The sequence below is a fragment of the Polynucleobacter sp. 15G-AUS-farblos genome, from assembly GCF_018882445.1.
Taxonomy (GTDB): Bacteria; Pseudomonadota; Gammaproteobacteria; order Burkholderiales; family Burkholderiaceae; genus Polynucleobacter.
Window position 1 is genome coordinate 97,278 of the sequence record NZ_JACVOM010000002.1, and the last position, 25,550, is coordinate 122,827.

23 protein-coding genes and 1 tRNA gene are annotated in these 25,550 nt (G+C 46.1%); 5 read left to right on the plus strand and 19 right to left on the minus strand.

Annotated elements, in window-relative coordinates; genetic code table 11:
- Nucleotides 1–11: 11 nt before the first annotated feature.
- The 11 genes from ICN41_RS03790 to hrpA all read right to left on the minus strand — a co-directional run bounded on the left by ICN41_RS03790 (nt 12) and on the right by hrpA (nt 14,223).
- Nucleotides 12–473 (minus strand): cupin domain-containing protein, encoded by a 462-nt coding sequence (locus tag ICN41_RS03790; protein WP_216291498.1) that lies wholly within the window; start codon nt 471–473, stop codon nt 12–14.
- A gap of 25 nt (nt 474–498) precedes the next feature.
- Nucleotides 499–1,344: an exodeoxyribonuclease III gene (gene xth / locus ICN41_RS03795; RefSeq protein WP_216291499.1), complete on the minus strand. Its 846-nt coding sequence runs from the start codon at nt 1,342–1,344 to the stop codon at nt 499–501.
- Complete coding sequence (gene ntrC, locus ICN41_RS03800; RefSeq protein ID WP_216291500.1) at nt 1,337–2,788, minus strand: nitrogen regulation protein NR(I); 1,452 nt, start codon at nt 2,786–2,788, stop codon at nt 1,337–1,339. The genes xth and ntrC overlap by 8 nt, the downstream gene beginning before the upstream one ends.
- Nucleotides 2,785–3,906, minus strand: a complete 1,122-nt coding sequence (gene glnL / locus ICN41_RS03805; protein WP_370629094.1) for a nitrogen regulation protein NR(II) — start codon at nt 3,904–3,906, stop codon at nt 2,785–2,787. Before glnL ends, ntrC begins: the two co-directional genes overlap by 4 nt.
- Nucleotides 3,907–3,932: 26 nt before the next feature.
- Entirely contained in the window at nt 3,933–5,348 is a 1,416-nt protein-coding gene (gene glnA, locus ICN41_RS03810) for a type I glutamate--ammonia ligase (RefSeq protein ID WP_216291501.1), read from the minus strand.
- A 206-nt stretch (nt 5,349–5,554) separates the two neighbouring features.
- On the minus strand, nt 5,555–6,409 hold the full coding sequence (locus tag ICN41_RS03815) for a molybdopterin-binding protein (RefSeq protein ID WP_216291502.1): 855 nt from the start codon (nt 6,407–6,409) through the stop codon (nt 5,555–5,557).
- On the minus strand, nt 6,402–7,271 hold the full coding sequence (locus ICN41_RS03820) for an EI24 domain-containing protein (protein ID WP_216291503.1): 870 nt from the start codon (nt 7,269–7,271) through the stop codon (nt 6,402–6,404). Before ICN41_RS03820 ends, ICN41_RS03815 begins: the two co-directional genes overlap by 8 nt.
- A 30-nt stretch (nt 7,272–7,301) precedes the next feature.
- Nucleotides 7,302–8,258, minus strand: coding sequence for a sterol desaturase family protein (locus ICN41_RS03825; RefSeq protein ID WP_370629095.1), 957 nt, complete (start codon nt 8,256–8,258; stop codon nt 7,302–7,304).
- Between the two features lie 30 nt (nt 8,259–8,288).
- On the minus strand, nt 8,289–9,056 hold the full coding sequence (locus ICN41_RS03830; protein ID WP_255537883.1) for a polysaccharide deacetylase family protein: 768 nt from the start codon (nt 9,054–9,056) through the stop codon (nt 8,289–8,291).
- A 33-nt stretch (nt 9,057–9,089) separates the two neighbouring features.
- Nucleotides 9,090–10,121: a cytochrome D1 domain-containing protein gene (locus ICN41_RS03835; protein WP_216291506.1), complete on the minus strand. Its 1,032-nt coding sequence runs from the start codon at nt 10,119–10,121 to the stop codon at nt 9,090–9,092.
- Between the two features lie 58 nt (nt 10,122–10,179).
- On the minus strand, nt 10,180–14,223 hold the full coding sequence (hrpA, locus tag ICN41_RS03840) for an ATP-dependent RNA helicase HrpA (RefSeq protein ID WP_370629088.1): 4,044 nt from the start codon (nt 14,221–14,223) through the stop codon (nt 10,180–10,182).
- Between the two features lie 17 nt (nt 14,224–14,240).
- Between hrpA and argA the strand changes: the two genes are divergently transcribed.
- Entirely contained in the window at nt 14,241–15,605 is a 1,365-nt protein-coding gene (gene argA / locus ICN41_RS03845; RefSeq protein WP_216291507.1) for an amino-acid N-acetyltransferase, read from the plus strand.
- A gap of 15 nt (nt 15,606–15,620) precedes the next feature.
- Nucleotides 15,621–15,893, plus strand: a complete 273-nt coding sequence (locus ICN41_RS03850; RefSeq protein WP_216291508.1) for an oxidative damage protection protein — start codon at nt 15,621–15,623, stop codon at nt 15,891–15,893.
- Nucleotides 15,894–16,163: 270 nt separating this feature from the next.
- Here ICN41_RS03850 and rpiA read toward each other — a convergent pair whose 3' ends face one another.
- Nucleotides 16,164–16,874, minus strand: coding sequence for a ribose-5-phosphate isomerase RpiA (rpiA, locus tag ICN41_RS03855; RefSeq protein WP_216291509.1), 711 nt, complete (start codon nt 16,872–16,874; stop codon nt 16,164–16,166).
- Nucleotides 16,875–16,965: 91 nt separating this feature from the next.
- Between rpiA and tal the strand changes: the two genes are divergently transcribed.
- On the plus strand, nt 16,966–17,916 hold the full coding sequence (tal, locus tag ICN41_RS03860) for a transaldolase (RefSeq protein ID WP_216291510.1): 951 nt from the start codon (nt 16,966–16,968) through the stop codon (nt 17,914–17,916).
- Between the two features lie 24 nt (nt 17,917–17,940).
- Here the strand turns inward: tal and ICN41_RS03865 are convergent, their stop codons facing one another.
- The 3 genes from ICN41_RS03865 to rnr are packed head-to-tail and all read right to left on the minus strand — an operon-like array spanning nt 17,941 to nt 21,305.
- Nucleotides 17,941–18,126, minus strand: a complete 186-nt coding sequence (locus ICN41_RS03865) for a DUF2892 domain-containing protein (RefSeq protein ID WP_216291511.1) — start codon at nt 18,124–18,126, stop codon at nt 17,941–17,943.
- Nucleotides 18,127–18,144: 18 nt separating this feature from the next.
- Nucleotides 18,145–18,900 carry a 23S rRNA (guanosine(2251)-2'-O)-methyltransferase RlmB gene (gene rlmB / locus ICN41_RS03870; protein WP_216291512.1) on the minus strand — a complete coding sequence of 252 codons (756 nt, stop codon included), beginning with the start codon at nt 18,898–18,900 and terminating at the stop codon, nt 18,145–18,147.
- Between the two features lie 20 nt (nt 18,901–18,920).
- Complete coding sequence (gene rnr / locus ICN41_RS03875; protein ID WP_216291513.1) at nt 18,921–21,305, minus strand: ribonuclease R; 2,385 nt, start codon at nt 21,303–21,305, stop codon at nt 18,921–18,923.
- Between the two features lie 156 nt (nt 21,306–21,461).
- Here rnr and ICN41_RS03880 point away from each other — a divergent pair.
- Nucleotides 21,462–21,548: transfer RNA gene (locus ICN41_RS03880), tRNA-Leu, on the plus strand.
- Nucleotides 21,549–21,616: 68 nt separating this feature from the next.
- On the opposite strand, the gene ICN41_RS03885 is transcribed toward ICN41_RS03880, so the two are convergent.
- From ICN41_RS03885 to ICN41_RS03895, 3 genes are read right to left on the minus strand one after another with little or no spacing between them, the layout of a single operon-like run.
- Nucleotides 21,617–22,114 (minus strand): hypothetical protein, encoded by a 498-nt coding sequence (locus ICN41_RS03885; RefSeq protein ID WP_216291514.1) that lies wholly within the window; start codon nt 22,112–22,114, stop codon nt 21,617–21,619.
- Nucleotides 22,115–22,138: 24 nt separating this feature from the next.
- Nucleotides 22,139–22,822, minus strand: a complete 684-nt coding sequence (locus ICN41_RS03890; RefSeq protein WP_216291515.1) for a dienelactone hydrolase family protein — start codon at nt 22,820–22,822, stop codon at nt 22,139–22,141.
- A 10-nt stretch (nt 22,823–22,832) separates the two neighbouring features.
- Entirely contained in the window at nt 22,833–24,062 is a 1,230-nt protein-coding gene (locus ICN41_RS03895) for an MFS transporter (protein WP_255537885.1), read from the minus strand.
- A gap of 205 nt (nt 24,063–24,267) precedes the next feature.
- Between ICN41_RS03895 and ICN41_RS03900 the strand changes: the two genes are divergently transcribed.
- Entirely contained in the window at nt 24,268–24,633 is a 366-nt protein-coding gene (locus ICN41_RS03900) for a hypothetical protein (protein WP_255537886.1), read from the plus strand.
- Nucleotides 24,634–24,969: 336 nt separating this feature from the next.
- On the opposite strand, the gene ICN41_RS03905 is transcribed toward ICN41_RS03900, so the two are convergent.
- Nucleotides 24,970–25,461, minus strand: a complete 492-nt coding sequence (locus ICN41_RS03905) for a hypothetical protein (protein WP_216291517.1) — start codon at nt 25,459–25,461, stop codon at nt 24,970–24,972.
- Nucleotides 25,462–25,550: the final 89 nt, after the last annotated feature.

The window sequence follows — 25,550 nt, forward strand, 5'->3', positions numbered from 1 at the left end:
AAACCGAATGATTAGTTCGGCTTGGTGCAAACGTCGGGTTTAATTTGATCGGGCGTTTGCTCACCTAAGTAAACGCCAATCACCTTCACTGGCACCTTGCCTGATACCTTTCCAATATGGCACCAATCAATAGCCTCAACATAGGATGTACCGGGCTTATAGATTTTTTTACCCTTGCTACCGTAATCTACTTCTAGGTCGCCCGAGACAATATAGATATATAAGGGAACAAGGTGCTTATGCAAACTCGTTTGTTTGCCAACTGGAATCTCAATATTAAAAGCTTTAATCAGAGGTTGGCCTGCGGGGTATTTAAAATCCTGACCCAAGGTTGTCTTTGGTGCACCAACAATCACGATCGGCGTTGCCTCAATATCCTCGTATGCAACTGCTCCATCCGTATGTGTTAACGCATAGACATTAGCAGCCGCTAGGACAGATGCAGCTATTAGTAATTGTTTTGCAAGTTTCATGTTATTCCTTTTAATAAATCAAGAATTACTTCTGAATGGTGGCAATCACAGGCGCATGATCGGAGGGCTGCTCCCATGCTCTGGGTACTTTGTCTACGATACTCGCTACGCATTTATCCTTCAAAGGGTCACTGAGCAAAATATGGTCAATACGTAAGCCAGCATTTCTTCTAAAACCCATCATTCGATAATCCCACCAACTATAGGTTTTGGGGGCTTGCTCAAACATTCTGAAAGAGTCAGTAAAGCCTAGGTCGATTAATGCCTGAAATGCATCACGCTCTGGTTGTGAAACCAGATTCTGCCCCTCCCATGCCTTAGGATCATGCACATCAGCATCTGTAGGAGCGATATTAAAATCCCCCAACAATGCTAAACGTGGGTTTTGGCCCAACTCTTCAGCTAACCAGGCCTGTAATTTGCTTAACCAATTTAGTTTGTAGACAAATTTATCGCTATCGGGTGACTGGCCATTGGGGAAATAGGCAGAGACCAATCTGATAGGATGCATTCCCGCAAAAGGAATCGTTGCCGCTAAGATACGTTGCTGCTCATCTTCAAATCCCGGGATATTGCGGGTGACTTTCAGGAAACTGGTTTCGTGATCAGTACAGATGGGCGCTAATGCCGCTTTGCGCACAATAATCGCGACACCGTTATACGTTTTTTGCCCAGCAGCGAGGCTAAGATAACCCGCCTCTTCTAATTCGTGATGGGGATATTTATCATCCGTGAGCTTAAGCTCCTGAAGGCACAGCGCATCAATCGCTTGATTGGTCTTTTCCTGATCTTGCAACCAACGGAGTACATGTGGAAGACGCACCTTCAGAGAGTTCACATTCCACGCTGCAATCCGAATTGAATCAGTCATCTATTCCGAGTTCCTGTAACTTACGAGTAATCGTATTGCGGCCAATACCCAAACGCTGAGCCGCCTCTACTCTACGGCCACGCGTCACTTCTAGTGCGGCCTGTAAAACAGCTTTCTCGAAGCGCGCACAAAGCGCATCGTAAACCTCTTTGTCTCCATCCTGAAGCATTTTGACTGCCAAGCGCCCAAGACCACTTTCCCAATCGCCAGCTGCCCCCTTAGTCCCAACCAGGTGCTCTGGAGAGGTTTCACCATGTACTACTAACATGGGGGTGCTTGCCTCTGCAACAATATCCGCCGGCAAATCACTCATTCCAATAATGTTGGCTGGGGTCATTACCGTTAGCCAGTGGCATAAGTTCTCTAGTTGACGAACGTTTCCAGGAAATGGCATTGTGCTGATTTCTTTTAAGACTTCATCAGAGAGCTTTTTAGGTTCCACACCTAATGATTTCGCACAGCTCAACATGAAATGTCTTGCCAGCACTGGAATATCTTCACTACGCTCTCGCAATGAAGGCATGCGCAAACGAATCACGTTCAAACGATGCAATAAGTCTTCGCGGAAAGCACCAGAGGCAACGCGCGCTTCCAGATTTTGATGGGTTGAAGCGATGATGCGGACATTAGCCTTAATGGGATCTTGCCCGCCAATGCGATAAAAGTGACCATCGGTTAACACACGCAATAGTCTGGTTTGCAAATCAAATGGTAGATCTGCAACTTCACCCAAAAATAAGGTACCGCCATCAGCTTGTTCAAAGCGACCACGGCGCAAAGTCAAAGCACCCGGGAAGGCACCGCGCTCATGTCCAAAAAGCTCAGACTCTAGCAAGTCTTTTGGCACTGCAGAGGTACTTAATGAAACAAATGGACCTTTTGCGCGCGGGCTATGCTTATGCAATGCATGCGCTACCAATTCTTTTCCGGTACCAGACTCTCCGGTGATGAGAACAGTTGCATGCGATTGAGCCAAGCGCCCAATCGCACGAAAAATTTCTTGCATGGCTGGGGCTTGTCCAATAATTTCACTTGCTTCCTGACGCCAGCCCACTGGCTCTTTAGCTCCAGAGTCATTCCGAATACCCTGCTCCACAGCGCGATGGATTAATTCAATAGCCTTATCGACATCAAATGGTTTGGTGAGGTACTCAAATGCACCACCCTGGAAAGAGGAAACTGCAGAATCCAAATCCGAATATGCCGTCATGATGATCACAGGCAAATTAGGATGACTTGCTTTGACATGCTGGAGCAAATCCAAACCATTTCCACGTGGCATCCGAATATCGGAGATCAGAACCTGAGGGGTTTCCTTCTCGAGTGCATTCAGCACATCGTTTGGATTGGAAAAGCTCTTATGCGGAATATTTTCACGCGACAAGGCTTTTTCTAAAACCCAGCGAATGGATTGATCATCATCCACGATCCAGATTGATTTCATGAGTTTTTCTCCTGCCTACGGTATGGAATTTGAATATGAAAGTCAGTACGTCCAGGGCGGCTATCACATGCAATAAAGCCCTGATGCTGTTGAACAAATGTTTGCGCTAAGGTCAGCCCTAAACCACTGCCCCCTTCCCTTCCAGAAACCAATGGGAAGAAAATGCGCTCGCTAATATCTTCAGGAATGCCTGGGCCGTTATCAATCACATGTAAATCCATTGCTAGCTTGTAACGTTGCTTTGAAATAGTGACCGACCTAGCAATCCGGGTCTTTAATTCGATTTGTGCTGCGCCCAGACGAATCTCTTCTGAAAGTGCTTGAGCAGCGTTATGCACAATGTTGAGAACGGCCTGTATCAACTGTTCACGATCACCCAAAATATCCGGGAGACTTGTATCGTAGTTACGAATAATTCGCAGACCCTTTGGAAACTCTGCCAATACTAGGCTGCGTACCCGCTCTAGCGCCTCGTGCACATTAAAGGGCTCCATGACATGAGCCTTTCGATGTGGAGCCAGCAGGCGATCTACCAAAGTCTGCAGCCGATCGGACTCTTTAATGATGACTTGCGTATATTCACGCAAACCTTTTTCAGGCAACTCATACTCCAACAGTTGTGCTGCCCCACGTATTCCGCCCAATGGGTTTTTAATTTCGTGCGCTAGATTGCGCATGAGTTGTTTATTGGCTTCGACCTGCTGCGTTACCCGTTCATCACGCTCGCTGCGCAATTGCTGATCAATCGGAAACCATTCCATCATGATGAGCGAAGGATCCTCTAATGAGGCTATGACTACATGCGCCGGTATAGAGTCTTGATGAATACTGCCTGGCAAGGAATGTAGAACCAATTCTTGACGTTGAGCAGTCACGTGACCGAGCTTGACTTCTTCAATCATCATACTTAAGGCGCTGTTATCGCCAAATAAATCACGTACAGACTGACCCTCAAGAGATTTACGCGAAAGATCCAAAGCTGCTTCTGCAGCTGGGTTCACGTAAACCAGTTGATGGTTCTGCGCCTCAAATACCACGATGGCATTGGGCATCTGATCAAGCAATGTCGGAAAAAAAGGAGCAGCCGAAGCTGCTCCCTTGAACGAATTGCGCAACAGACCTGCGCTCAAGTTCTCTCCTTCGCTTACAGGGAGTAATACATATCAAATTCGATTGGATGGGTTGTCATACGGAAACGTGTGACATCTTCCATTTTCAAATTGATATAGGCATCAATCATAGACTCAGTGAATACTCCACCGCGAGTCAAGAACTCATGATCTTTCTTCAATGCATCCAATGCTTCTTCCAAACTCGCGCAAACGGTTGGGATCTTTGCATCTTCTTCTGGTGGCAAGTCATATAAATTCTTGTCAGCAGCTTCACCTGGATGAATCTTGTTCTGCACGCCATCCAAACCAGCCATCAACAATGCAGAGAAGCAAAGGTATGGGTTAGCCAATGGATCTGGGAAACGAGTCTCGATACGACGACCCTTAGGACTTGGAACGTGTGGAATACGGATCGAAGCAGAACGGTTACGTGCTGAGTAAGCCAACTTCACTGGCGCCTCAAAGCCTGGGACTAAACGCTTATATGAGTTTGTACCTGGGTTAGTAATCGCATTCAATGCCTTAGCGTGCTTAATGATGCCGCCGATGTAGAACAGAGCGAACTCTGACAAACCAGCATAACCATTACCAGCAAATAAGTTCTCGCCGTTCTTCCAAACAGATTGGTGAACGTGCATACCTGAACCGTTATCACCTACTACTGGCTTAGGCATGAAGGTTGCTGTCTTGCCATAAGCATGCGCAACGTTTTGAATGACATACTTCTGCCAGATAGTCCAGTCAGCGCGTTGTACTAATGTGCTGAACTTGGTGCCCAATTCGTTTTGGCCTTGACCAGCAACTTCATGGTGATGCACTTCAACTGGAATACCCAAAGACTCAAGGATCAAACACATTTCCGAACGCATATCTTGGAATGTATCTACAGGGGCAACTGGGAAATAGCCGCCTTTTTTACCTGGACGGTGACCAGTATTACCACCTTCAATTTCAGCACCTGAAGACCATGGAGCCTCTTCAGAATCAATCTTGACGAAGCAACCCTGCATATCGGCACCCCAACGAACGCCGTCAAAAATAAAGAACTCTGGCTCTGGGCCAAAGTAAGCTGCATCGCCTAAGCCAGTGCTCTTCAAATACGCTTCTGCGCGCTTTGCAATTGAACGTGGATCGCGGTCATAACCTTTACCGTCAGCAGGCTCGATCACATCGCAAGTCAATACCAAAGTTGGCTCTTCATAGAATGGATCAATGTAAGCAGCTGTTGGATCTGGTTTGAGCAACATATCGGAGGCTTCAATGCCCTTCCAACCAGCAATAGAAGAACCGTCAAACGCGTGACCGCTCTCAAACTTGTCTTCGTCAAAAGCAGAGATAGGTACTGTTGTGTGTTGCTCTTTACCCTTTGTATCAACAAAGCGGAAATCAACGAAAGTACACTCTTTCTCTTTTACTAACTTCATCACATCAGCGACGGTTTTCGTCATGCAAATCTCCTCTATTAACTAAATTCGGAATTGAAACTTAAGGCATACACCCTTGTTCATTCCAGGCACCAAACATGCCTAATGGATGTATGTAATTTACTGAAGCAAACAAATGGGAATAGTCATTATTGCACTGATTAAGTGCTCAAATACCCCTTTTATAGCTAGAAAGCACTCTATTTGCACCAATTTAGTGCAAATAGAGCTTAGCTAATGTCGTGGATTTCATAACCCAGCTCTTGGGTGCCGGTTCGCAGTGCGCTCCATGCGCTTTCTAATAAATTGGCATTGCCTTTGATTCCAAGCTCAATATGGCGATCTGCATAAACGCCGCCTCTGGAGGCGTCCCCTACAGAGGGAAGACTAAAGACCTTCACCCCAGGAAAACTTGCCTCTATACGCTCCATGAGTGGCGTTAGCACTGACTCAATGCCCTTAGGAACAATAAAGCTTTGCTCAGCCCAATTTTCTTGATGAAAAAGATCTTTGTAGTGGGTATCTAAACTCCAAGCCATCATGGGAGCTGCCATCACTGGGAAGCCAGGCACAAAGTGGTGCTCTCGAATTCGGAACCCTGGAATCTGGTTGTAAGGATTGGGAATAATCTCACTACCAATCGGAAACTCGCCCATCTTAAAGCGATGCTGATTCTCTGGAGTATTGAGATCCGCTTTAACTGGATCTCCTTCTGCTGTTGATTGAATGCGTCCAGCAATCAGCTCTCTTGCAGTCGGGTGTAATTCTATTTTCGTACCTAAGGCAAGCGCAGCGCACTGACGAGTGTGGTCATCTGGTGTTGCCCCTATTCCTCCAGTGCTAAACACCACATCACCACTAGCAAAACTTTCTTTGAGGGTTGCAGTAATTTGATCGGGATCATCTGCAACATATTTTGCCCATGACAAACTTAAACCGCGCTCAGTCAATAACTCGATGAGCTTACTCATGTGTTTATCTTGACGACGGCCCGACAAAATCTCATCACCAATCACAATCAGGCCAAAGCGTCGGGTCGCTATTTCAGGCTCATCAATTGCCACTTTTTTTAATGCATCAACCATGGTACGGAAGCTCCATATCAACTACACGCGTTTCTACTGTAAGGGCTTTATCCAATTCTTCTTGTCGCAGCTCCTTTAGGGCATCCAATAAGAAATGACTAAACCAGAGTGCAGCAAAAACAAAAATTAAAGAATAAATCCATAGCGCTACAAAGCTCACTATCGGAAACAAAATTAAAGCTAATGCCGAGGTAGCCCAAAAGAAAGTGGGAACTGCGCCCAACATGCCGGACACGACACCCATCGTCAACAGTGGCCAGCGATATTTTTCTATCAAGAGATCACGCTCTTCTGAGCTAGCATGTTTAGCTAACACGTCATACGACATGAGGCGCATCGTTAACCAACCCCATAACAATGGGGGCAATACCGCTACCAGCGGTGGCACCCACCATACCGGCAGCGTCAACATCACTAGCAGCAAACAAATCAGTGCTGACCATATGGTGTAGAAGAAGCTACCAAAAAGGCCTCCCCCATTTTTGCATTCCAAATCTTGATAAGTCGACTGCTTAGCAACTATGTTCACAATGGCGGGAACAGTAGAAAAAGCAATAAACACTAGCAGGCTAATCGTAATGAGCGGAATAATCAGCATGACAAAAAATAAGGGGGCAATCCAAGCCCGTGCATTTTCAAAGCCAGCCCAAATTAGCCCATCCTGAATCCAACTCGTAAAAACGGAGGTGGTTAAGAAGATGCTTAAAGCCTCTAATGCGGGCGTCCATGTGAGCCAAATCAAACAACCCCAAAGCACAGAAACAATTAAGAAAGGTCGCAAGCTCAGCCATAGCATGCGTGGATGCATGGTTCCCACTAAAGCCAAACCAAAGGACTTAAACACTTGCTGTAAACCGATCATATGACTCCTAATGCATGCATCACTGCATACTTACTTTGGCAATAATTCTCTCACTGCATGAACCAGCCCCTGCCATTGCTGAGTCAGGATATTTGGCGATACCCTTAAGTTTCGCACGCCCGTTGGATAGGCCTTATCTGGAAATACGGCCGTCTTCAACATCATGTCCCACCATGGGAACAAAACGCCAAAATTGCAACCTCCCAAAACGCCGGGCTTGCCCTGAGCTTCATGGCCATAGCCGACAGCATGATGCATACGATGAAACATCGGTGAAACCAATAAATATCGGGCAGTGCCGAGATCTATTTTGAGATTAGCGTGCTGCCAACTCTGAATAAATTGACTAATGGCTACCAAGAGAACAAATTGGCCAGGGGGAACCCCAATGAATAAGGCAACCAATGACATGAAGGATGCGCGCATGATGTCATCAAGGATATGGTTACGATTATCAGACCACGCAGTCATCACCGTTTGACTGTGGTGCAAGGCATGCAATTGCCACCACCAATTAAAACTATGAGACGCACGGTGGTAGAGGTAATCAAATGCATCTAAGACAATAAGGTAAATCAGAAAACTCACCAGTGGAATCGAGCTAACGCCAGGCCACCAAGACTCTACGTTTAAGCGGTCAAACCGAAAGTCATGTAATACCGAATCTATTTCAAAGAAAAGTCCTGATAGTGCAATAAAAATGAGGCCATGAAAAATGCCCAGGCGATGAAATAGTGTGTAGATAACATCTACCCTGCTCTGCTTAGAAAAAGATTCTTGCACCTCAGCTGGCGAGAAACGCTCCCAGGCTCGCAAGACAAAAGCAATTAAAAAGATTTGAATACAGCCAAATAGAAACCAATCAATGCCATCGTAGGCATCTTCTGCAAAAGCGATTAAATCAAAGCGGTAAAGCACGGGGCCTACCGCATTGGTGAATATCCATTCCTGAATGCCCCCATAAGCATTCGAAATCGCATCAGCAATTGCATTGGTCATCAGACTGAAATCCATATCTTATTTTGACTGATTTGAACGAGATTTGGGTAGTAGCCCAAAACAAAAGCCTCGATTCTTCAAGTTCACAATCAATTGCTCTAAAACAGCTGGCGCCCAAGGCTCTTTTCTAGACCAAATACCAAGGTGAGCCATCGTAATGTCTCCATCAGCAATACTTTTACTGGCCTTGGCTAGCAACTTGTCATTGGGGTGTTTATCGGAATCCAATTCGTCCCCCAGAAAACCAGCACCTGCCCAGCCCATATGTTCATAACCACACATATTTCCCATCCGAATTAAGGTGGGTGAAGTCTTCCCGCCAGGGGCACGCCATATTTTTTCAATAGATTGGCCAGTGAGCTCTATGAATCGCTGATCTACACGCCGAATTTCTTTGCACATAGACGCTTCGTTATAAAGCAATGTCATGCCAGCTTTGGGGCCAAACTGTGGCTTCTCAAATACCTCACCCTTTGGACCGTCTTTAACAAAGTACACATGATCGTAGGTGTGGCTTCCGAAGTGGTGACCCTCCTTTACCCTTTCTTGCCAATAAGACTTCCAGGAATCATCTAAAGAAAAATCGCCACGAAAGGTTTTCTCATTGGAGAGAAAGAAGGTCGCCTTTACGTCCTGGCGCTTTAGTATTTCAGCCACCTTTTCCGCCACCGACATATTGCCCGTGTCAAATGAGAGATAGACCGTCTTATTACAATTTGGCGTTTGTGAACTTACGCCCAATGAAAAACAGCCGATGAAGAATACGGCTGTAGTTTTAATTAACATTGAAATAAGGCGTGACTCTAGCTGCATAGAACTTTATTCCCAAGAGGCTCTTGGATAAAAGAAGACTCCGTGAGGAGACTTGCCAACGGGAATCACCGTCATCAATTTCATTGTTGGGATATCAATTACTCCAGCCTTTTTTGAGAAGCGGAATGTCACCCATAAGTTTTTCCCATCTGGCGTGATTTCCATATCGTCAGGGCCTGCAGGTAAGCCTGTGATATCGCCCACCTTTTCTAGGGTTTGCATATTGATCAAGCTGATGGTTGAGGCAATCCGATTGCTGACAAAGACATGTTTTTTATCGCCTAGAGGTCGAAAGTTATGAGCACCTTTGCCCGTAACAATGCGCTTCACTTCTTTGCGATTTTTCCAATCAATCACTTGAACATGATCTTCGCCTGTAATGCCCGCCAATAAATATTGATCGCCTGGCGTCATCCACAATCCAGCAGGAACTTTAGAAGTCGGCATTTTCCAAAGGACAGTTTGCGTATCTAAATCAATCGCCGCTAACTCATTTGAGTCCTGTAAGGTAATAAAAGCAATTTTGCTATCCGCAGTAAACGCAATATGACTAGGAGTCTTAGCAAGCTTGATCGTTTTAGCAAGCTTCAGATTGGCACCATCGGCTGCATAAATATCAACACGGTCTAGGCGGTTACCGTTAGCGACAAACCATTTGTAGTTTGGAGAATATCCAATCTGGTACGGGTCGATAATATTGGGGATTTTTCCAGTCAACTCTCCGCTCACGGGATTCATTAAGACGACATCATTACTAGCCGCATTCGCAATTAATAAAGTCTTTTGATCTGGCGTCATCATTAAGTGATGAGGCTCTTTACCAACCGCCACAGTCTTAATGACCTTGCGTGTTGGCATATCAACCAAACTGACTGAGGCATCTCCCGAATTTAGGATTACAGCTAATTTAGGCTCTGCTGGAGCTGCAGTAGGCACTGAAGCAGGAGTCTGTGCCAATGCGGCCGAGATCAATAAAAGACATGAAAGTCCAGATAAGGCAAAAGCGCTAAATCTTCTAATGTTGATAAATGTGTGCATCGCTACATTGTAAGCAATCATCACGCCAAAAAGACCTTGAAGACCTCGAGGATTTGACCTAGCGCAAGCTAGCCAAAACCTTTTCTAGACGCTTTAAGGACATGGGGGTTGGTGTTTTCAGTTCTTGGGCATATAAAGCAACCCGCAATTCCTCTAATTGCCAACGGAAATCCTGCAAACCCTGATCCTCTGACAGCGCATACGAAGCAGAGCCCCGCTGCCCCTGTAGCAATTTTTGCCATGGTCTAGCCACCGATTCCCAGTCTTTTTGGCATTGCGCATCTCGACTAGGATTGGAGCGCATTTTATCCACCCTCATTGCAATTGCCTTGAGATATCTTGGTAAGTGAACCAACTGAGCATAGGGAATCTCAGAGATCAACTTGGGGAAGATCAATCCCTGTAATTGGGTTTGGATATCAGTGTAAGCGCTCGGAGAGGCTGCTTTAGCTTGGGCTAATTTTTTCTGTAGATCTGCATTCGCCTGAAGCGCATTTAAAGCATGCTTCGCAATTTCTTGAGCAATGAGTGCGAGCCTTGGCTTACCTGCTTGTAGGCGCTGGCTAAATTGTTCAGCATTGATCGGTAATTCATCAACCATAAAAGCACGCTCAACTGCCAAGTTCAAAATCTGCTCAATTAAATCCTCGACAGAACCAACATTAATAAATAACAGACCTAACTCACGCAAGCCAGGTAACTGTTTCTGCAAGGCCTTCAAGGTATCTTTATTCATGAGTACAAATAATCGGCGCAATCCTTGCCAATGGTGCTTGCGGGCTTCCTGCAAATCATCAAAGACTTCTAGATCAACGTAATCATTTCGATCTACTAAGGCGGGATAGCCAAAAAGCGTTTGGCTGCCTTTCTGAATTTCTAAGGTTTCTGGAAGTGATCCGAATTCCCAAGTGCGATAACCTCCCTGCTCCACCTTGCGCGATGCATCAGCAGGTAAATTCGAACTTGTAGCTCTTATCTGTGTTGGCTCAACACCAAGCTCCGTCTGCGCCGTCTCTTGAGCGATTGCCTGAAAGGCGCTCCGAGCAGTTTCTCCATACTCTGAGCGTAAGCGTGCGAGATTACGCTCTAGCTCCAGCTGACGACCATGCTCATCAATCAGGCGGAAGTTCATAGAGCAGTGCAAAGGCAAGGCCTCTGGTCGAAAGTCTGTACGCTTAATTTCTAAACCACGCTCTTGGCGAATATCCGTCATGAGGCTTTCTAAGAAATCACCTTGACCATACTGCTTTTGATCTAACTTACGCTCTAAAAATGCTTTGGCATATTCGGGAAGCGGTACACAATGACGACGTAACTTTTGCGGGAGCGTCTTTAAGAGTAGCAAGGTCTTTTCTTCACACATACCAGGCACTAACCACTCACAACGACGTCCATCCACTTGATTTAACTGAGTCAGAGGCACTACCAGAGTGACGCCATCCTTTGGGCTGCCTGGCTCAAAGTGATAGGTCAGACTCAGTTCTGCACCACCCACCATCATTTTTTTGGGATAACGATCGACTGTAATGCCGGCAGCTTCATGGCGCATCAAGTCAGCCTTAGCCAGACGTAGCTGAGAATCTAGCTCTGCATCCTTTTTTAGCCATACCAATAGTTGCTCGCGACTACGTGCAGACTTAGGAATACGCGCTTCATAAAAGGCAAACAGCAGCTCATCATCTACCAGGACGTCAGGACGTCTGGAGCGGTGCTCCAAAGCTTCGATCTCTTTGATCAAGCGACGGTTATGCCAAAAAAATCCAAATAGATTAGGGTATTTTCTCTTGGCATCCGCCTCAGTCTCTCGCTGTAATGCAGGCGAGTCCATGCGCCCAAATATCTCTTCTTGCACTAAGGCCTGTCGTATAAATAAGGCTCTTGCCTCCTCAGGATCATGGGGCTCATAACGCACTCTGCGTCCATGGTAAATGGGGAGGCCATACAGGGTTCCGCGCTCAAAAGCCATGACCTCACCTTGGCGGTTATCCCAGAATGGATCGCTCAAAGATTGAATCAGGCGATGAGCGGCAACCTGCTCTACCCACTGCGGCTCAATTTTGGCAATCGTTCTTGCGTACATGCGACTGGTTTCTTGTAACTCACCCGCCAAAATCCAAGCGCCTGCCTTTTTACCAATCGTAGAGCCCGGCCAAATAGAAGGACGTATGCCACGAGCGCCAATATAAGAACCAGTTTTACTGCCGCGCTCTTGTGACTTTTCATCCTCTTCTTTTTTTGCAATATAGCCAAGCAATCCGGTAAGTAAGGATAAGTGCACCTGCTCATAAGTAGCAGGTAGACCATTTTCTTTCCAGCCTTTTTCTCCGAGCATGGTGTGGAGCTGGCCGTATACATCGCGCCACTCGCGCAAACGTCGGGGCGATAAAAATTTACTACGGCAAAGATTTTCTAACTGACGATTGCTATGTTTGTGTTGCAACGCCTCTTGATACCAGTTCCACAGTTTTACAAAACTCAGAAATTCCGAACGCTCATCTGCAAACTGCAAGTGGGCTTGATCTGCGGCTGCTGCCTGCTCTAATGGACGCTCCCTGGGATCTTGCGTAGCCAGAGCAGAAGCAATGATGGTGACTTCCTTTAGTGCATTGTGCTCTTTAGCTGCCAAGAGCATCCTGCCAATGCGAGGATCTAGTGGCAAATCTGCTAACTGCTTACCTATTTGGGTCAATTTAAAACTGTTATTAATATCTTTGTTATCGCCCTCAGACTTTTCATCAAATTCAATTGCGCCGAGCTCATCTAATAACTGCACACCATCCGCGATCGCTCTCCCAAGAGGCTTATCGATGAATGGGAAGTGCTGAATACGGGGCAAACGCAAAGCGCTCATTCGCAATAACACTGCAGCTAATGAGCTACGTAAGATTTCTGGATCAGTGAACTTAGGACGACTAAGATAGTCCTGCTCGCTATATAGACGAATACAAATACCATCAGATACACGTCCGCAACGCCCTGCCCTTTGATTAGCAGCCGCTTGTGAAATCGGCTCGATCTGGAGTTGCTCAACCTTATTACGATAGGAGTAGCGCTTGACCCTTGCTAAGCCGCTATCAATCACATAACGAATATTGGGAACAGTCAAAGAAGTCTCTGCTACGTTTGTGGTCAAAATAATGCGGCGCCCATTACCAGGGCTAAATACCCTCTCTTGTTCAGCTACCGATTGACGCGCAAATAAAGTCAGAATTTCAGGATGAAAGCGCTGTTGAAGTACGTGATCCTTTCTTAACACTTCTGCACAATCCCGAATCTCTCGCTCGCCCGGTAAAAATACCAAGACATCTCCAGCCCCTGATGCACCCTCTCGCCAAACATTCGCTATTTCTTCCGCAACAGCATCCGGAATCTCTTTAGCCAGCTTCGATTCTTTTTTCCCATCCGGTTTAGCGTCTGGCTCCAAAGGAGCATAGCGTTGCTCAACCGGAAATAGGCGCCCGCTGACCTCGATGACTGGCGCCAACTTGCCATCCATCGCAAAGTGTTCAGCAAAGCGTTGTGCATCGATGGTTGCAGAAGTAATGATGAGTTTGAGATCGGGCCTCTTTGGCAATAACTGACGTAGATAGCCTAATAAAAAATCAATATTGAGACTGCGTTCATGGGCCTCATCGATGATGAGGGTGTCGTAGGCACGTAACTGCGGGTCGCGCTGGGTCTCGGCAAGCAAAATACCATCGGTCATTAACTTGATTGATGCACTTGGACTCGATTTGTCTGCAAAGCGAACTTGATAGCCCACATCCTGACCAATGGGAGAGCCTAGCTCTTGGGCGATTCGCTTAGCTGTAGCCGTCGCAGCGATCCGACGTGGCTGAGTATGGCCAATCAGTTTGCCACCGTGAATGGTCCCTCTTCCTAACTCCAGACAGATCTTTGGCAGCTGAGTTGTCTTACCAGAACCTGTTTCACCACAGACAATGACCACCTGATGAGACTGCAAGGCATCTTGAATCAGCTGCCGCTGACTAGATACTGGCAATTCCTCAGGAAAGCGTATTTCTAGCCTGCGCGAGGTGTTGGAAGCAGGCACAGGCTTTGGAATAGCTTTGGGTTTTTGTTGGTTTATAGGCTCATGCACCCTATAATTTTCTCACTATGCCGACAAATGCACCTAATCAGGCCTCAAACGCCGAAGAATCTACCCCTAATTTTCCCTTTGTAGGATGGTTACGCGATGTTGCGCCCTATATTCATAGTTTTCGAGAAAAGACCTTTGTTATTGCTTTCGCGGGTGAGCTAGTTCAGGAAATTGGGCTAGAGAACCTGATTGAGGATATCGCTATGTTGCATGCTATGGGCATGCGCATTGTGCTAGTTCATGGCATTCGCCCGCAAATTGAAGAACAACTCACCTTACGCAAGATCAAGAGTAAGTTTGGTAGAACCTCAATTCACAGCTATCGAATTACGGATGCTGCAGCATTGGAGTGCGTCAAAGAAGCAGCCGGTGAATTGCGTTTAGATATTGAGGCAGCATTTAGCCGTGGTTTACCAAATACCCCGATGGCAGGCTCACGCATTTCTGTAATTTCTGGAAACTTTATTACTGCTATGCCAGTTGGTGTTGTAGAAGGAACTGACTATATTCATACTGGATTAGTTCGCAAAGTGGATTCCACCTCCATCAAATTATCACTAGATAGCAATAAGATTGTTTTGCTTTCTCCCTTAGGCTTCTCACCAACAGGTCAAGCATTCAATCTAGCCTTCGAAGATGTTGCTGCTTCGACTGCAGCCGCCTTGAAGGCGGATAAATTGATTTTCTTGAGCCCCTACTCTGGCCTGAAGGATGCAGATGGCGACCTCATTACCGAACTGTCACTTCCTCAGTTACAAGACTACGTAAGCCAGAATAAAGATCTTGAAGCTGGAATGAAGAGCTTGCTCAATATCTCTGGCAGAGCCATTCGTTCAGGTGTGAGTCGTGTGCACTTCCTACCTTGCAACCAGGATGGCGCCTTGCTAGAGGAGCTTTTTACCCATGACGGTATCGGTATGATGCTAGCCTCCTCTGATATTGAGAATCTACGCGAAGCCAATCAAGATGATGTGGGTGGTATTTTGCAACTCACTATGCCTTTGGAAGAAGAAGGTATTTTGGCTGCTCGTGGTCAAGATGTGATTGAGCGCGATATTCAGCGCTTTTCTGTGATCGAGCATGATCGTGTTCTGTTTGGATGCGCCGCCCTCTTCCCCTTTCCCGGTGGAGTTGGTGAGTTAGCTTGCCTTGCAGTAGATCCAGATGTTCAAGGCGTTGGTGATGGAGAGCGCCTTCTCAAGCGGATTGAAATGCGCGCAAAGCAAGAAGGCATCAAAAAACTCTTTGTTCTAACCACTAGAACTGAGCATTGGTTTTTAAAGCGTGGATTTAAACGGGCATCAGTGGATGACTTGCCTGAAGAGCGCAAACAAATTTATAACTGGGACCGCAAGTCCATGGTTTTAACCAAAGATTTATAAAGAAAGGTATTACAGATGGCACGCATGGTTCAATGCATCAAGCTCAATAAAGAGGCAGAGGGAATGGATTTCGCACCTCTACCCGGAGAACTAGGCAAAAAGATTTGGAATCAGGTTTCAAAGGAAGCATGGGCTGCCTGGTTGAAACATCAGACGATGTTGATTAACGAAAATCGTTTGAATATGGCTGATCCGAGGGCCCGCCAATACCTGCTCAAGCAAGTAGAAAAGTATTTCTTTGAAGGCGGCGCTGATATGGCGCAAGGTTACGTGCCTCCTGCGGAGTAATTGCTGCGACACAATAATGCTGCACAGCATTGATTCGTTAATTGATTAATCAAAAAAATATTTTCATCTACTGTTGACACTCTGAAATTGTAGGCATAGGATGAAGTTGTGGCGCGACAGACTTTGTGTCCGTCACTTTGGCGCAAGCCACTTGAAATAAACGCATCTGTGCGTTTAAGGACGGCGGAACAATTACTCTTCCGCTTGCCCACGCCATGTCAAGCATGGCAATCAAACCCGATGGGGAAACCCCGTCGGGTTTTTTTATTCCTAAAAGGTAATTCGCTCTACCCCTGCTGCATTGCTCACTAAGAGGACATTGGCCTTTTCCTTTGCGAACAGCCCAACGGTAATCACTCCAGCAATTTGATTGATCAATGATTCGGTCCGTACAGGATCAGTTATCTTCAAACCAGCAACATCTAAGATCCAGCCGCCATTATCAGTTACAAAAGCTTGGCTAGGAGTTTGACCTAAATCCGCTCGCGTATCTTTTGCAAGGCGTAAGCTCACGACTCCCCCTAGCTTTTCCAGTTGCCTCATTACTTCCCCTTTTGCAAGCGGAATAATCTCAACAGGCAATGCAAAGTTTCCCAGAACAGCAACTTGCTTTGAAGAGTCGCAAATACAGATGAATTGCTTGGCCATAGAGGCAATAATTTTTTCACGGGTTAGCGCGCCACCTCCCCCTTTAATCATGTGACCTAAAGAATTGATTTCATCTGCTCCGTCTACATAAGCTGGAAGACTTGTCACATCATTAGGATCGAGCACTTTAAAGCCATGCTTTAGTAAGCGCTCCGTAGTTGCATTTGAACTCGATACTGTGCCTGCAAAGTGATCACAATGGGGCGCCAAGGCATCAATAAAGTAATTGGCTGTTGAGCCAGTGCCAACACCTAGGACTTGACCTGCTGGGAGCTTTAAGACCTCATCTCTTGCTGCCTCACCCACCATTTGCTTTAATTGATCTTGATTCATCACCTTGCTCGCTGCCTTTATTGGAATAGAGTCATTAATCCATCTATCATATGATAATCACGAGATTACCCCTTAGAACACTGATATCGCCATGAATAGCACTGCCTCAGCATTACAACAACTGAAACAATTGACCACGGTAGTTGCCGATACCGGTGATTTTGAGCGCATGAAGGAATTCGCCCCTCAGGATGCCACTACCAACCCCTCATTAATTCTGAAGGCCGCCCAGCAGAGTAATTACCAATCACTGGTTCAATCGGTGAAGGCAGCCCACCCTGGCATGAATCCCAGCGATTTGGTGGACTATATATTGGTTGCCTTTGGTTTAGAAATTCTGAAGATTGTGCCTGGACGAGTATCGACTGAGGTTGATGCGCGCCTTTCCTTTGATACCAAAGCAACGGTGGCCAAAGCCAAACATCTGATAGCCCTTTATGAATCCCATGGTATTGACCGCAATCGTATTCTGATTAAACTTGCCGGCACTTGGGAGGGCATAGCTGCTGCAAAAGAACTTGAGGCAGAAGGCATTCATTGCAATATGACCCTGCTCTTCTCTTTGGTGCAAGCAGCCGCTTGTGGTGCTGCAAAAGCCCAGTTAATCTCGCCCTTTGTTGGACGAATCACTGATTGGCATAAGAACAAGTTAGGCGCCAATTGGAGTGATGCCAATAACGGCGGCGCCAATGATCCGGGCGTGTCTTCCGTGAAGAAAATATTTCACTATTACAAGCAATATGGCATCGCCACTGAAATTATGGGTGCAAGCTTTCGCAATACCAGTCAGATATTAGAGTTAGCTGGTTGTGATTTATTGACAATCAGTCCGGAGCTTTTGGCAGAATTGCAGAGCAGCAATGCTGTTGTCAATCAAAAACTGGATGCCGCTCAAGTTGATAAGATGGAAGTTGTCAAGCTGGATGAATCGAGCTTTCGCTTGCAGCTAAATAATGATGCGATGGCTACAGAGAAATTGGCTGAGGGTATTCGGAACTTCTGCATCGATACAGAAAAACTAGAAGCCCTGCTCGCACAGTAGAGCTGTAAGACTCCAGGTCTTTACTTACTTTTTGGCAGTATTGATGCCCAACAGAGTGTAGGCTCCGCAATAACCCATCATTCCTGTTAGCAAAGGAATGATGCCAATCCATGCCCAGGGACCCACAATACCGAAGCCAGCTAATCCCATCAGGGTTACTCCAACAGTCATGCGTAGTACACGATCCGTGTGTCCAATATTGCATTTCATCGCAAACCTCTTTTGTATTTACTTGGCAGCTTTGGCTAGGCGCTGTCTTAATGCCTCATACAAGCATACGCCACTTGCCACAGAAACATTCAAACTTTCGACCACCCCTTGCATTGGGATGCGAACGAGCTCATCACAGTTTTCACGGGTCAAGCGACGCATGCCCTCACCTTCAGCACCCATCACGATGCCAATGGAGCCACTTAGATCAATGTCATAGATCGATTTTTCTGCTTCGTCATCGGTGCCGATAAGCCAAACACCCGCTTCTTGCATCTCTTTCATACTGCGAACTAGATTGGTCACCGTAATCACTGGCATGACTTCAGATGCACCGCTAGATACTTTGCTCACTGTGGCATTGATTGAGGCAGAACGATCTTTTGGGATTACTACTGCATCTACGCCAGCACCATCTGCAACGCGCAAACAAGCGCCAAAGTTATGGGGATCCGTTACCCCATCTAATACCAGGAACAATGGCTTTTGCTTGGCCTCTTCAACATCCTCAACCACTTCAGTAATCGTGCGTGCAATCGTCATTTTTTCAGCCAAGGCCACCACGCCCTGATGACGATCATGACCAGCCAATTTATGTAAACGCTCTGCATCTGCAGCATGTAGTCTTTCACCGAGCATTTCTTCAGCTTGCTTTAAAAAGTCCCCCATACGACGATCGCGACGGCTTGGATCAAAGTAAACTGACTTTAGGCTATCTGGATCTACTCGCAAACGTGCTTGTACTGCATGAAAGCCAACTAATATTTGTTTCATGGTTTTATCTAATCAATTCTTTATTTGCGTCTAGCATTAGTGCTGCGAACTGGCGGCTTGGAGCCAGCAGGCTTACCAATAGATCTACCTTGCTTGTTCGCCTTGCCATTTTTTCGGCTCGCCTTACTTTTGGATTGGGTAGCCCCCAGCGTTCCTGCTGACTTAGCCGCATTCACATTGATGCCACCGGGTTTTTGAGGCGTCTTATTAGCTGGTCTACTCTTTTTAGATGCGGCACGCTTATTCGGTCTGCCAGTATCTGTAGCTAATATCAACTGACGGCGGGTATTTGAACCACCGGGCTCTAAACCAACAGCCTTCACTAGACTGAATTCAATTTTGCGCGCGTCCAGGTCTACCCTACTCACCAAGACATGCACACGATCACCTAAGCGATAACGAATACCAGTTCGCTCTCCGCGCAATTCTTGGCGCGCCTCGTCATACTGGAAATAATCACCGCCTAATTCAGTGACATGGACCATACCTTCAACAAATAAATTTTCAAGTTGAATAAACAATCCAAAATTAGCGACACTAGTCACACTACCCGCGTACTCCTGGCCAAGATGGTCTCGCATGTAGTAGCACTTAAGCCAAGCCTCAACATCACGAGAGGCTTCATCAGCCCGTCGTTCATTAGAAGAGCAATGAACACCTAATTGACCCCAGATAGGTAAAGCTGCGTTAGCCCCCTTCGGCACTCTCGTACCTTTTGCTGGCCCTGCTTTTGCATCACTTTGGGATTTTTTAGCGTTAACTGCATTCTCACGACCTTTGCCCTTACGAGGCAATGTGAGATTGAGCGGCACCTTAGGCGGCAATACAGGCACATAAGGTTTTTTCTGCAGAATGGATTTAATCACCCGATGGGTTAGCAAATCAGGATATCGACGAATTGGGCTCGTGAAGTGAGAGTACGCAGGATAAGCTAGGCCAAAATGGCCTTCATTATCCGGCTGGTACATCGCTTGCTGCATTGAACGCAATACCACCGACTGCAACATATTCGCATCAGGTCGATCTTTGATTTCACGCATGAGTTTTGCAAAATCTTTAGGCTTAGGCTTCTCACCGCCGCCCAAAGAAAGCCCCGATGTTCTGAGAACTTGTCTTAGGGTGACCAATTTTTCTTCGGATGGCTCACCGTGCACTCGATAAAGACTGAGGTGCTTGTTCTTATCAATGTAGTCAGCAGCACAGACGTTGGCCGTCAACATACATTCTTCAATCAAACGGTGGGCATCGTTTCGAATACGAGGTTCAATACGCAGAATCTTGCCCAGCTCATTGCTTATGATTTGCGTCTCAGTCGTATCAAACTCAATCGCCCCACGCTTCTCACGTGCTGCTAATAGGATCTTGTATAGAGAATATAAATTGGTGAGTAGCGGACGGAATTGGGCAAAGCGCGCTGCTTCCGGCCCCTTACTATTTGAGAGAATCTCCCAAACTGTATCGTAAGTAAAGCGCTGTGCAGAATGCATGACTGCAGGGTAGAACTGATAAGCCAAAACAATACCGTTGTTATCCACTACGGAATCGCACACCATACACAGGCGATCAACCCCAGGATTGAGAGAGCAAAGACCATTAGAGATCTTCTCAGGCAACATGGGAATCACCCGTCTTGGGAAATAAACAGAGGTTGCACGCAGCAAACCCTCGTCATCTAAAGGGTGACCAGGCTTCACATAGTGAGAGACGTCAGCAATGGCAACAATCAGACGCCATGCCTTAGTCTTACCGTACATTACCGGCTCACAATAGACCGCATCATCGAAATCTCGTGCATCAGCACCATCAATAGTGACTAAAGGCACATCACGTAAGTCAACTCGCCCTTCTAAGTCTGCTTGCTGAACACTATCAGGCAATGCTGCTGCTTCTTTCATGGCAGCCGCAGAAAACTCATGAGGCACGCCATACTTGCGCACAGCGATTTCAATTTCCATACCTGGATCATCAATCTCACCGAGAACCTCTACTACACGGCCAACTGCCTGACGATAGCTATCTGGGTAATCAATGATTTCAACACTCACTACTTGACCTAGCTTTGCGTTACCTTGACCCTTAGGTGGAATCAAAATATCGTGGCCGATACGCTTATCTTCTGGCGCAACAATCAGTACACCATTCTCGTTTAAGAGGCGCCCAATGACTACTTTATTAGCATGAAGTACGACCTCAACGATCTGCCCTTCAGGACGACCACGTCGATCAGTTCCAAGTACTCTGACATTGACTCGATCGCCGTGCATCACGCGCGACATCTCTCTTTCAGAGAGAAATATATCTTCACCACCATCATCGGGAATGACAAATCCAAATCCATCTCGATGCCCTTGGACCGTCCCTAAACGGTCAGCCTCGCGTGGCACCAAGTCTTTTGCTTTACGCATTTAATTCCTTCGGCAATACATGCCCTATCTATATATCTACTGATATCTTTATTGTTATGAATAAGGCTTACTGTATCAAACCATCAAGTCTGCACGGAAAAAGCCAAATTAGCTGAGAAATACCCTCAAAAGGCGCTCCCTCTATAATAGTGGCATGCCCAGGTGGCGAAATTGGTAGACGCACCAGCTTCAGGTGCTGGCGATCGTAAGGTTGTGGGGGTTCGAGTCCCTTCCTGGGCACCAAACTCTCTTGCTAAGACCTATATGGGGGCGAAAGTACCCTTTTCAATAGCACTGGCACCCCTGGAAAATTAGAGCCCCATCGTTCGATGCAAAATCTTGGGTTTCATTTCTTCCCAAAGACCCTCGAAGTCTTCGATCTTGGACTCTGATAACTCCATGGGCTCAAAGAGACCTCCGAACACAATCGTTTGCTTCTTCACTAAGGTCTTCTCAAACTCCGACAGGCCAATTGGCTTGTCATCAATATCCCTTGTCAACTCTGCAGAACAGACAATCGCATCTTGATCATCCTGATCCACAACAGCAAATTCAATATATTGTTGATTCTTTTCCACAATGACCAAAGTCCCTCTGGCGCAACAAACAGCCTCATGCTCTTTGACAATGTAAGATAGAAATTGATTCTCCTCATCTTTCTCCATGCGCAGATCATCGATGAAAAAGAGAAATTGATCTCCCTGCCCGTTCACCAATGTAAAGACTTTGGGGGTAACGCCATGGCCCAATACTAGATTGCGGTAATAGGACGATATTTCTACGGCAAGGTTTTCTGCAAAGAGATGCATAAGAAAAATAAAGTGAAGGGATGTTTAAGATAAATGCTTCTTCAGAAACTCAAGCGAGCGTTTCCAGGCCAATTCAGAAGACTCATGATGGTATTGCAAGGGTGCCAAGCCACGCTTATCTGATTGGGGATTTGCAAAAGCATGCTTAGCGTCGTAGCGATGAAATTCATACTCGACACCTGCGCTTTTTAACTTCTGCTCCAACTCATCAACGCTGGCTGGTGAGAAAAATTCATCCTGCATCGACCAATGCCCCATCATGGGCTTAGTAATATTTTTTGCATCCACAAATTCTGCTGGCGGATTACCATACCAAACTACCGTTGCATCCAACTCAGGTACAAAGCAGGCAGACAGCACTGTCAGCGCTCCACCCATACAAAAACCAGTCACAGCCACTTTTGAGCTACCAGTAGCTTTGAGATATTGAACGGCTCCACGAATATCTTGAGAAGCGGCATCGCCAAAATTTAAATCATTCATCAAATGCTCTGCCTCATGAGCCTCTAGCGCCAATTTGCCACGATATAAATCGGGAACTAATGCGCGATAACCGGCCTGGGCTAAGCGATCAGCCACTTCTTTAATTTGATCATCCATACCCCACCACTCCTGAATCACCACCACTCCAGGGGCATTTGGCTTATTAGGTGGCTCCACTAAATAGCCGTCAACTGTTTTGCCATCAGGTCTTGTAAATTGCACCATAGTCGCTCCTTTACGTTTTTTTAGTATCTGAATGAATATATCCTACCAGCCAAATTGTGATGAGCCCACAAAATACTGCGCCATAACCCACGATGTTGTAGTGCTCCATCTTGCCATCGGGGCCGATAGTGACCACCATTCCGGCCAGGACAGTCGCAATACCCGATGCGAACATTTGAACTGATCCAATCAAGCTCATAAAGGTTCCGCGGATTTTATTTTCCACCACCTGACTTACCATGGCCATTGCAGGAATCATTCTTCCTGATACCAAAATAAAGAATGCTGTTGAGTTGATGAGCACAATCCACAGAGGGGTCACTGGCAAATTGGTAGTCACTAGCAATGGAACGAGACTCACTACCGCCAAGAATCGAAACACCTTTACCTTGCCGTATTGATCTGCCATATGACCAATGAAACGGGAGCTCATCAGGGTTGCGATGCCCCCGCACAGATAAATCAGAGAAATATAAGAACTATCAATGCCCACATTCGAGGTCAGATAGAGCGCAATATAGGGAATCACCGAGAATCCCGTGATCATGATGAAGGCCATAAAGATAAAGGCCTTGATATGCTGGTGCGCAAGCAAAATCTTCAAGATTTGACTCATGCGACTACCCTCATGAACGTGATCTAGATGTCCAGCGATCTTGGGAATATTGCGATAGCCTAAATACAAAATCAATAATGAGATCAGCGCGATAAAGAAAAATGGAGCACGCCATCCCAAGAAAGTAATGTGGTGCGCTAGAAATAAACTGAGCGGCACGCCCGCAACCGTAGAGACCGAGAAAGCAGCCATCACAGTTCCCAGAGCCTTTCCTCTTCGCTCAAACGGAATGGAATCAGCCACAATAGTCTGCACCAATGAGCCTAAGATGCCGCCAAATGCTCCAGCAAATGCACGTGCAATAAAAAGGCTTTCATAGCTAGGCGCTAAACCACAGGCCAAAGTCGCCACAATAAAACAGGCATACAAACTCAGTAGTAATTGGCGACGCTCAAAGCGATCAACATAGTAAGTGGCAAAGATCCCTGCGATCGCAGCGGCAAAGGTATAAGAAGAAAGTAATAGGCCAAATTGATGCGTATTGATATTGAGCTCTGAAATAAACTCTGGCCCCAAGGGCATCATGATCATGAAGTCCAAGATATGGGTGAACTGAATCCCCGCTAGCGCGAACAAGAAGAAACGTTCTTTTCTCTGTTTTTCCGGAGATGCTGGTGCGTTCAATGCAGGCTTTACTTGAATTAGAGGAGTATGTCATTATCAACCTTAAGACCAATCCCCGTTTCAGATACCCCACTAGATTTAGCTAATGAATACCTTCCTCAGCAACTACCCTTTTCTTTTGCCTCTATTAAAAGAGATCCTAGTCGGGACCTTTCTCTTATTGATCATTCTCATTTATCACGGCAGTGCCATTAATAAAGTAACCATGAGATTTGATCGCCTAACTGAGAACAATTTGGCAAAAAAACAGTACAGCTGGGTGTTTTTCCATTTATATGTAGCCTTTAACTCCTTAGCCTTAATTCATATTTTTGAAGTCCTACTTTGGGCAGTCTTTTTAAGACTGCTAGGCCTCGTAGATGACACCCTGACCGCCATCATCTTTTCTGGTAGTTGCTACACCACCGTAGGCTTTGCTCCTGATAGCCTCCCATATGGGTGGAAAAGCTTGGCTTTCTTTATCGCATTTACTGGCCTCTTCTCCCTGGCTTGGACTACCTCAGCCATGATCAATATGACCAATGTCTACAGACAGGCCTGGAGAGCCAAATACCAACACAAATATCATTGATGTGCTGTCCTGCAACAATTTTGCTAAATGAGGAGTATCATTAGGGTATACCCTTAAGGAGATGCAAAATGGCACATTCAAACTCAGTACAGTTTCACGATTCAACCATCTTTAGTTTTAAGCCTTTATTCGCTATTCGCGACTTTTTTATCCTACTTGCCTCAGCCTGGGCTGAAGCTAAGATGATGGAACAGAAAAGTCACAAAAACAGCGCAAATTGGTAGTAAAAAACCGATTTTTTAGCGTTTTTAGGTATTAAATGACCTAATATGATCAAAAAAGCCTCTATTTCTTTTAGAGGCTTTTTTCTTGGGTGTTTTATAGCTTTTTGATACCCTATCGCTTGCGGTAATAACCATAAACACAACGATTTCCACCTCTCGAAGGGTCATGGGTATCTTGAATCTTTCCATCAATAATCGCAGTTAAGTGCTTGGAAACCTTAACAATTAGCACGCCTTCAGGAAGCTCATTTGGCCTTAGGTGCACCTGACACCCTGCCCCGACTTTCATGGTGGGAACCCACTCAAAACCAAGTGCAATGATGTAATCATGAAAGACGTTTCGATGATTGCCATTGCGCGGAGATGAGCCGGTCTGATTTAAGCGCCGAGCTAGCTTATCGTTGCGTAGATCCGCATAGCTGGCATTGGCGGCCCTTAAGTCCTCATAGACCTTTAGGTAAGGCAAATTCGCTGCGATTGCAATAGATCGAACCACACAATCGCCAGCTCCCCCTTTAAAGCCAGCCGCCTCCCTACCCCCATCATTTCTCTGAAATGGGTAAGTTGGCACGGAGCGTGCAAAGGGATTTAAGAAGCTGAACATATCTTCATTATCTGGCCAGAGGCTTGAGTCTCAAAACAAAAATGGATTTGCCTCACGACAAATCCATTCTGCCAAAAGATGAGCCCAGC